10 protein-coding genes are annotated in these 7,889 nt (G+C 63.8%); all 10 read left to right on the forward strand.

The window, feature by feature from the left end; all coding sequences use genetic code 11:
* Positions 1-562, forward strand: a 562-nt coding sequence (locus QQJ84_RS04035) for a methyl-accepting chemotaxis protein (RefSeq protein WP_284256766.1), incomplete at its 5' end; no start/stop codon positions are given.
* 32 nt (positions 563-594) lie between these two features.
* A complete protein-coding gene (locus QQJ84_RS04040; RefSeq protein WP_284256768.1) occupies positions 595-897 on the forward strand; it encodes an STAS domain-containing protein in 303 nt (100 codons plus the stop codon).
* A complete protein-coding gene (locus QQJ84_RS04045) occupies positions 894-1,259 on the forward strand; it encodes a response regulator (RefSeq protein WP_284256770.1) in 366 nt (121 codons plus the stop codon). The genes QQJ84_RS04040 and QQJ84_RS04045 overlap by 4 nt, the downstream gene beginning before the upstream one ends.
* A 26-nt stretch (positions 1,260-1,285) precedes the next feature.
* The gene (locus tag QQJ84_RS04050; protein ID WP_284256783.1) at positions 1,286-3,397 is read left to right on the forward strand and encodes a chemotaxis protein CheA; all 2,112 of its coding nucleotides are present in this window, start codon (positions 1,286-1,288) and stop codon (positions 3,395-3,397) included.
* Between the two features lie 3 nt (positions 3,398-3,400).
* Positions 3,401-3,865, forward strand: coding sequence for a chemotaxis protein CheW (locus QQJ84_RS04055; RefSeq protein ID WP_284256772.1), 465 nt, complete (start codon positions 3,401-3,403; stop codon positions 3,863-3,865).
* Positions 3,862-4,761, forward strand: a complete 900-nt coding sequence (locus tag QQJ84_RS04060; protein ID WP_284256774.1) for a CheR family methyltransferase — start codon at positions 3,862-3,864, stop codon at positions 4,759-4,761. The genes QQJ84_RS04055 and QQJ84_RS04060 overlap by 4 nt, the downstream gene beginning before the upstream one ends.
* Complete coding sequence (locus tag QQJ84_RS04065; RefSeq protein ID WP_284256776.1) at positions 4,758-5,789, forward strand: protein-glutamate methylesterase/protein-glutamine glutaminase; 1,032 nt, start codon at positions 4,758-4,760, stop codon at positions 5,787-5,789. Before QQJ84_RS04060 ends, QQJ84_RS04065 begins: the two co-directional genes overlap by 4 nt.
* A gap of 8 nt (positions 5,790-5,797) precedes the next feature.
* Entirely contained in the window at positions 5,798-6,367 is a 570-nt protein-coding gene (locus QQJ84_RS04070) for a chemotaxis protein CheD (protein ID WP_408861742.1), read from the forward strand.
* Positions 6,368-6,380: 13 nt separating this feature from the next.
* Positions 6,381-6,758 (forward strand): hypothetical protein, encoded by a 378-nt coding sequence (locus QQJ84_RS04075; protein ID WP_284256780.1) that lies wholly within the window; start codon positions 6,381-6,383, stop codon positions 6,756-6,758.
* A 73-nt stretch (positions 6,759-6,831) separates the two neighbouring features.
* Positions 6,832-7,889: methyl-accepting chemotaxis protein (locus QQJ84_RS04080; protein WP_284256781.1), on the forward strand; the 1,058-nt coding region annotated here is incomplete at its 3' end.

Below are 7,889 nucleotides of genomic sequence, written 5' to 3' on the forward strand. Positions count from 1 at the left end.
GGCGCGGGCAGGGGACGCGGGGCGTGGTTTCGCCGTGGTGGCAACCGAGGTGCGCGCCCTGGCGCAACGTTCCGCCGATGCCGCGAAGGAGATCAAAACCCTCATCTCCGCCTCCGGCCAGCAGGTCGCCACCGGCGTGCGTCTGGTGGGCGAAACCGGCAAGGCGCTGGGCCGCATCGTGGAACAGGTGGAGCGGCTGAACGGCCTGGTGAGCGAAATCGCCGCCTCGGCGCAGGAACAAGCCACCGGCCTCGCGGAGGTGAACACCGCCGTCAACCAGATGGACCAGGTCACCCAGCAAAACGCCGCCATGGTCGAGCAGACCACCGCCGCCAGCCACAGCTTGGTCACCGAGGCCGAGGAACTCTCCCGCCTCGTCGCCCAGTTCCAGACCGGCTACATTGAAACCGGGCACCCCGAACCACCGCCAATACGCAAAACCGCCGCGCCGGCCGCGAAAAAATCACGCATCCCCGTTCACGCCCCATCCGGAAAATTTGTTTCGGTCGCGCGCAGCACCGAGCCAGGCACGCCCGCAACGGAAGACTGGGATGAATTCTAACGCCACCGCGTTAATCGACATCAGGAAGCATCATGGAAAACATTCAACCCGGCGCAGCCACACTGGCATTGCCACCAATCCTCGACCTCACCGCCGCAGCGGCCTTGCTGGAGGAATTTCTAACACAACGCGGGCAACCGCTGCGCGTGAATGCCGGTGATGTTCAACGGCTTGGCGGGCAATGCCTTCAGGTTCTGCTCGCGGCGCGGGCTGCCTGGGCGGCGGATGAACAGGCGTTGCACCTCGATGATTGCTCCGAGGAGTTTCTGGCCGCGCTCGACCTGCTCGGTGTCGCGTCAAAAAAACTAACATATTGCAAGGAAATGTCTTCATGAGCACGACCGTTCTTACCGTCGATGATTCCCGCGCCATGCGGGACATGCTGCGGCACTCGCTGCTCGCGGCCGGTTTCCGTGTTTTGCAGGCAGAGGATGGCCTGCACGGGCTGGAGGTTCTGGAAACCGAGCGGCCTGATGTTATTGTCACTGACATCAACATGCCGCGCATGGATGGTTTCGGCTTTATCGAAGCCGTCCGGCGCGACGAATCGCGCCGCTCGATGCCTGTCCTGGTCCTCACCACCGAGGTTGACGCCGAGAAAAAAAACCGTGCCCGCGCCGCCGGCGCCACGGGGTGGATCGTCAAACCCTTCGACCCCATCAAGCTGGTTGAAGCCATTCGCCGCGTCGCGGCCTGAACGCAGGAGTTAATCCATTGGACCCGATGGCAGCCATCCGCGAAACGTTTTTTCAGGAATGCGAGGAGCAGCTCGCCGAGCTTGAGGCCGGGCTGATACTGATGGAAAGCGGCACCGCCGAGGCGGAAACCGTAAACGCCGTTTTCCGCGCGGTGCATTCCATCAAGGGCGGGGCGGGGATTTTCGCCCTGGACGCGCTGGTGCGCTTCGCCCATGTGTTCGAGACCGCGCTGGACCAGGTGCGCTCAGGCACGCTCGCCGCCGGGGCCGCCGTGTTGAATCTGCTGCTGCGCGCGGCTGATGTTCTGGCCGATCTGGTGCGCGCCGCGCGCGAGAACGGCACCGTGGATGAAGCCCGCACCGCTGCTCTGGTGGTGGAATTCACCCAGATCAGCAATCTCGGCCACGAGCCGCCCCTCACGCCAAAACCAGCGCCCAAGGCACTCGCCCCGGCGCCCGCATGGCTCATCAGCTTCACCCCCGCCTCAGCGCTCTACGCCAAAGCCAATGAGACCGCCTTGTTATTGCGCGAGCTGCGCCGCCTTGGCCCGATCGAGGTCGCGCTGGATGCAACGCATCTGCCCGAGTTGAGCGAGCTGGACCCGGAGGGCGCCTATCTCACCTGGAACATCACGCTGGAGGCTGATTGCACGGAGCAGGCCATTCGCAATGTCTTCGAGTTTGTCGAGGATGATTGCCAGTTGAACATCACCTGCGCCACCCCGGCCGAGCCGGCGCTCAAACCCGGCGATGTGATCACCGGCGACAATGGCTTCTCCTTCGAGTTCTTCCCCCCGCCTGTATTCGATGATGAGGAAGCCAGCGCCGCCCCCAAGGCCGAGCCCGAACACCACGAACCCCCGCCAGCCCTCACGGCAAAACAAAACCCCGTGGAGGCCATGGCCGCCAAGGCGGAGAGTGCCGCCGCCGTTAGCGCCACCATCCGGGTGGATCTCGACCGGGTGGACCGCATGATCGATCTCGTCGGCGAACTCGTCATCAACGAGGCGATGTTGAGCCAGCGCGTGCTGGAGGCGGGCATCGCGCGCGCCTCGGGCGTCGCCATGGCGCTGGAGGAGCTTGAGCATTTAACGCGCGAAATTCAGGATAGCGTGATGGCCATCCGCGCCCAGCCGGTGCGCTCGGTGTTCCAGCGCATGCCCCGCCTGGTGCGCGAGGTCGCGGCGCAAACCGGCAAACAGGCCCGCCTCGTCACCGAGGGCGAAGGCACCGAGGTCGATAAAACCGTCATCGAGCGCATCGCCGATCCGTTGACGCATATGATCCGCAACGCCATCGACCACGGGCTGGAATCCCCCGAAAAACGCCTCGCCGCCGGCAAACCGGCTGAGGGCATCGTCCGCCTCAGCGCGCTGCACCGCTCGGGGCGCATCGTGCTCGAAGTCGCCGATGATGGCGCGGGCATCAACCGTGCGCGCGTCAAGGAGAAAGCCCTTGAGAACGGGCTGATCGCGCCCGACGCCGCACTCACCGATGACGAAATTGACAATCTCATCTTCCTGCCGGGCTTTTCCACCGCCAGCACCGTGTCGGATATTTCTGGCCGCGGCGTCGGCATGGACGTTGTACGCCAGTCGGTGGTGGCGCTTGGCGGGCGCATCTCCATCTCCTCGCGCCCCGGCCTGGGCTCCACCTTCACCCTCAGCCTGCCGCTCACTCTCGCGGTGCTCGACGGCATGGTCGTCTCCGCGCGCGGCCACACGCTCATCATCCCGCTCGGCGCGATCGTTGAAACCCTCAAGCCCAAAGCGGCGGACGTGTTTCCGCTCGATGGTGAGATCAACGTCATCCGCCTGCGCGGCGGCTATGTGCCGATGGTCGATGTCGCGGCCTCGCTTGGCTATTGCGACGAATTCGTCGAGCCGGACCAGTCGGTGGCGTTGCTGGTGGAAGGCGAGGGCGGCGTGCGCGCGGTGTTGCTGGTCGATGCCATCCACGGCCAGCGCCAGGTCGTCATCAAGAGCCTGGAGGCCAACTACCGCGCCGTTCCCGGCATCGCCGCCGCCACTGTCATGGGCGATGGCCGCGTGGCGTTGATCCTCGATGTTGATGCGGTGGTGAAAACCACGCGCAGTGAGTTGAGCCGTCCTGAACTTTCCTTAGCGGAGGCGCGTTGAACCATGGGTAAATCTGCCAATAGCGGCATCAACACCCGCGAGCTGATCGCCTTTCGCGTCGGGCGCCAGGAGTTTTGCATCAACGTCATGGCGGTGCGCGAAATCCGCGGCTGGACCGCCGCCACCGCGCTGCCCCGCGCCCCGCGCTATGTGCGCGGCGTCATCAACCTGCGCGGCGCTGTGCTGCCGATCGTGGAACTCGCCGTGCGCCTGGGCCTGCCCAGCAACGAGCCCAGTGCGCGCAATGTCATCATCGTGGTGCAGATCGCGCATCAGCAAATCGGCCTGCTGGTTGATGCGGTGTCAGACATCCTCACCGCCAACGACGCCAACATTCAGCCCACGCCCGATGTCTCCTCCGATCTGGTGAAAACCTTCGTCAAGGGCCTGCTTCCCGTCGATGGCCGCATGATCAGCCTGATCTCGCTCGACCATGTGCTGCCCCAGGGCGAGCTGGAAGCCGCGTGAGCCTGAGCATGAACGCGCCCAGCAGCACAAAACCGGCTTCAGGGCTGACCGAAGCCGGTGAGTTCCTGATGACGCAACGCGACTTCGCCACCATCGCCGCCACGCTGATGGCCGAGGCCGGCATTTCGCTCTCCGGCAACAAAGCCAATCTGGTCTATTCGCGCCTCGCCAAGCGCCTGCGCCTGCGCGGCCTGAGCAACTTCGCTGACTATTGCGCCCTGATCGAGAGCCCCTCCGGCGCGGGTGAACGCCAGGACATGATCGCGGCGCTGACCACCAATGTCACCCGCTTCTTCCGCGAGCCGCACCACTTCGAGCATCTGAAGACGAAAATCCTCCCGGGGCTGATCGCCCGCGCCACACAGGGCCAGCCCGTCCGCATGTGGTCCGCCGCCTGCTCCAGCGGCCAGGAACCCTATTCCACGGCGCTCACCCTGCTCTCCCTCATGCCCGGCGCCGCCAAGCACGACATCCGCATTCTCGCCACCGATATTGACCCCAACATGCTCGCCATGGGCGCTGCCGGCATTTACGACGCCTCCTTGCTCGATGCCGTTCCCCCCGCGCTGCGCGGCCGCTGGTTTTCCCCGCTGGGCGACGGCCGTCACCAAATCGCCAGCGAGGCCCGCGCACTGGTCAAGTTCCGCAAGCTCAACCTCATCGGCAACTGGCCGATGCGCGGCAAGTTCGACGTTATTTTCTGCCGCAACGTGGTCATCTATTTCGAGAACGCGTTGCAGGAGAAAATCTGGGCGCGCATCACGCCGCTGCTGGCCCCCGGCGGGGTTTTATACATCGGCCATTCCGAACGCGTGACCGGCGCCGCCGAGGCCGCGCTGCGGAGCGACGGCATCACCATCTACCGCCCCCGCGCCACAGGGGGGGACCTCGCATGACCGTGCGGGTTCTGGTCGTTGACGATTCCGCCACCATGCGCGGCCTCATCACCGCAACCCTGCGCGCTGATCCGCTCATCGAGGTTGTGGGCCAGGCGGCGGACCCGCATGAGGCCCGCCAGGCGATCAAGGCGCTGGCGCCTGATGTCATCACGCTCGACATTGAAATGCCGAACATGAACGGTCTGGATTTCCTCGACAAGATCATGCGCCTGCGGCCAACACCTGTCATCATGGTCTCCACCCTCACGCAGGCGGGCGCCGATGTGAACCTGCGCGCGCTGGAGATCGGCGCGTTTGACTGTGTGGCAAAACCCTCCTCCTTCAACCAGAACAGCTTCGAGCAACTGGCCGAAAAGGTGAGGGCGGCGGCAATGTCGCGCCGCCAGCCCCGGCTCGCGGCTCAGCCCGCGCGCCCCTCAACCGCCGCTTATGTGCCAGACGGGCGGCTCCTCGCCATTGGCTCCTCCACCGGCGGCGTTGAGGCGCTGTTGACCATTCTGTGCAAATTCCCGGCCAACTGCCCCCCAACGGTCATCAGCCAGCACATGCCGCCCACCTTCACCAAAAGCTTCGCCGCGCGGCTTAACAAGCTCTGCGCGCCGGAGGTGAGCGAGGCGGTGGAGGGCGCGCCGCTGAAAACCGGTCAGGTCTACCTCGCCCCCGGCAGCGCGCATCTTGAAATCGCCGGCCTCACCGCGCCGCGCATCCATTTGAGCGAGGCCGAGCGCGTCAACGGCCACCGCCCCTCGGTGGATGTGATGTTCCATTCCGTTCAGCGTTGTTTTCACGATCGCGCCATCGGCGTTATCCTAACCGGCCTGGGGCGCGATGGTGCCGATGGCCTGCTCGCCATGCATCAGGCCGGTTGCGAGACCATCGGCCAGGACGAGGCCAGCAGCGTTGTCTACGGCATGCCCAAGGCCGCCTTCGAGATCGGCGGCGTGGCGCTGCAATTGCCGCTGGAGCGCATCGCCGAACGCCTGCTGCAAAGCACCAACGCCACGCGCGGGAGAAAAATATCATGACCACGCTCCTGCATCCTCCTGCCCAGGCCGCTGAAAAGAAGATTCACATCGTGCAGGGCGAGCAATATGTCGATGACAATCCAAACACGGTGTTGACCACCATTCTCGGCTCCTGCATCGCCGCCTGCATCTGGGACAACACCCTGGGCCTTGGCGGCATGAACCATTTTCTGCTGCCCGGAACCGATGCTGGATCGCAACAACGCCAGTTGGAGGGCGATGTCATGCGCTTTGGCGTGCATGCCATGGAGCTTCTGGTTAACGGCCTGCTGCGCCGTGGCGCCCAGCGCAACCGGCTACAGGCCAAGCTTTTTGGTGGCGCGCGCATGATCAAGGGCCTCACCGACATCGGCGAGCTGAACGCCACCTTCGCCGAGCGCTTCCTCAAGGCCGAGGGCATCGCCATCGCGGGCGGCAGCCTGCGCGGTGAACAGGGGCGGCGCATCCAGTTCTGGCCGGTCACCGGCCGTGCCCGGCAGGTGCTGCTGGCGAAGGAAACCGAGTCGATCATGCGGGCCGAACGCACCCGGCCCATTCCGCCCACGCCGCCCGGCCAGGGGACCGTGGAACTTTTTTAGCAGGAGAGACAAAATGGTTGAACGCCGAACCTGCGAGGACGAGCGCCATCATGCGCCGCTGGCGGAAATCCTGGAAGCCTTGGGCGGCGAGTTTCAAGAACTCGGCCGTTTCACTGAACAGTTCCAGACCTCGCTCAGCCCCGCTCTGCTCCGCGTCGCCAACGACCCGGATTGCCACCGTAACGTACAAACGCTTGACCTGCTCTCGCAGCGCCTCTCCGCCTTGTCCAAATACGTCCTCACCATCGGCCGCCTGCTCCCTGACGACTGGCGCGTGAATTCACAAACCGCGCTGCATCACATCACTTTGTCAGACCTCGCCTACCGGCTCCAAGGTGCGCCGGTGCCCGAGGAGCTGGAAATGCAATCCGGCGAGCTGGAGCTGTTTTAACCCCGGTTAAGCAAGCCGCAATTTGTATGCGCTACACCAATCAAGCCACATCCGCAGCACGGAGCCGTAGTGAATGAACGTCTTCAACAATCTTTCAATCCGCAACAAGGTTGTGGCGGCGTTCGCGGCAATTCTGTTTTTCACGCTTGCCCTCGGGATTTTCTCCATCACAAGGGTCACGCTGCTGAATGATGACGCCAAGGCCCTGGCGGCAAACACCGCGCAGATTCAGCCGCTCGGCGTCATGTCGAAGGATGCGCGCCAACTGGTGGCCATCGCCGCCATTGCGGCAAACCAGAGCGACACCGGCATGGCCGCCATTTTGTTTGACCAGACCAGCCAGGTTGAACTCGATTATCAAAACCAGTGGGCTGAATATCATGTAACCATGGACCCTGGCCGCGAAACCGCAGCGGGCAACGCCTTCAATGCGGCGTTTGCACGGCTTGAGAATTCCGTGCAGCAGGTATCCGCGCTTTATACGGCCGGAAACCACGCCGGCGTCACAAATCTTTTTGACAGTGACATAAAATCGGCACTGAGCGATTTCACCGCCGCCCTGAACGATGACATCGCCTATAACGACGCCCAGGCCGCCCAACTTTCCGCCTCGTCGGATCGCGCCGCCAAATCCAGTGTCTTCCTCATCGCCATTGTTCTGGGTCTCATGTCGCTTGGCACATTGCTGATCGGCGCGCTGGTCAACAAAAGCGTCTCCATGCCGATCAGCCAGATGACCGCCGCCATGAACCGGCTGGCGCATCAGGATATGTCGGTAACCATCCCCGGCATCGGCCGGTCCGACGAGATCGGCGCCATGGCCGATGCCGTCCAGGTATTCAAGGACAATGCCCAGGAGCGCCTGAAACTGGAAGCCGCGGCAAAGGCGTTCCAGAATCAGCTGGACCACAAATTGCAAGAGGTGGAAGCCGCTTTTGCCGCCGCCGGGCAGGATCAAAAACGGGTGGTGGAGGGATTGGCCGTGGCACTCTCGGGCCTCGCCGCCGGCGACCTCACCGCGCGATTCCAGCAACATGTAGCCCCCGCCTACGAAACCTTGAAGCATGACTTCAACAACGCGATGGAGAAGTTGCAGCAAACCCTTGGCTCCATTTCGCGCAACACCCATGG

This window comes from Acidocella aquatica (assembly GCF_030160635.1).
GTDB lineage: Bacteria > Pseudomonadota > Alphaproteobacteria > Acetobacterales > Acetobacteraceae > Acidocella > Acidocella aquatica.

What these genes read in the sequence shown, in the direction of transcription:
- QQJ84_RS04040 (WP_284256768.1), top strand. Translation starts at nt 595, where the DNA reads ATGGAAAACATTCAACCCGGCGCAGCCACACTGGCATTGCCACCAATC.
- QQJ84_RS04045 (WP_284256770.1), top strand. Translation starts at nt 894, where the DNA reads ATGAGCACGACCGTTCTTACCGTCGATGATTCCCGCGCCATGCGGGAC.
- QQJ84_RS04050 (WP_284256783.1), top strand. Translation starts at nt 1,286, where the DNA reads ATGGCAGCCATCCGCGAAACGTTTTTTCAGGAATGCGAGGAGCAGCTC.
- QQJ84_RS04055 (WP_284256772.1), top strand. Translation starts at nt 3,401, where the DNA reads ATGGGTAAATCTGCCAATAGCGGCATCAACACCCGCGAGCTGATCGCC.
- QQJ84_RS04065 (WP_284256776.1), top strand. Translation starts at nt 4,758, where the DNA reads ATGACCGTGCGGGTTCTGGTCGTTGACGATTCCGCCACCATGCGCGGC.
- QQJ84_RS04075 (WP_284256780.1), top strand. Translation starts at nt 6,381, where the DNA reads ATGGTTGAACGCCGAACCTGCGAGGACGAGCGCCATCATGCGCCGCTG.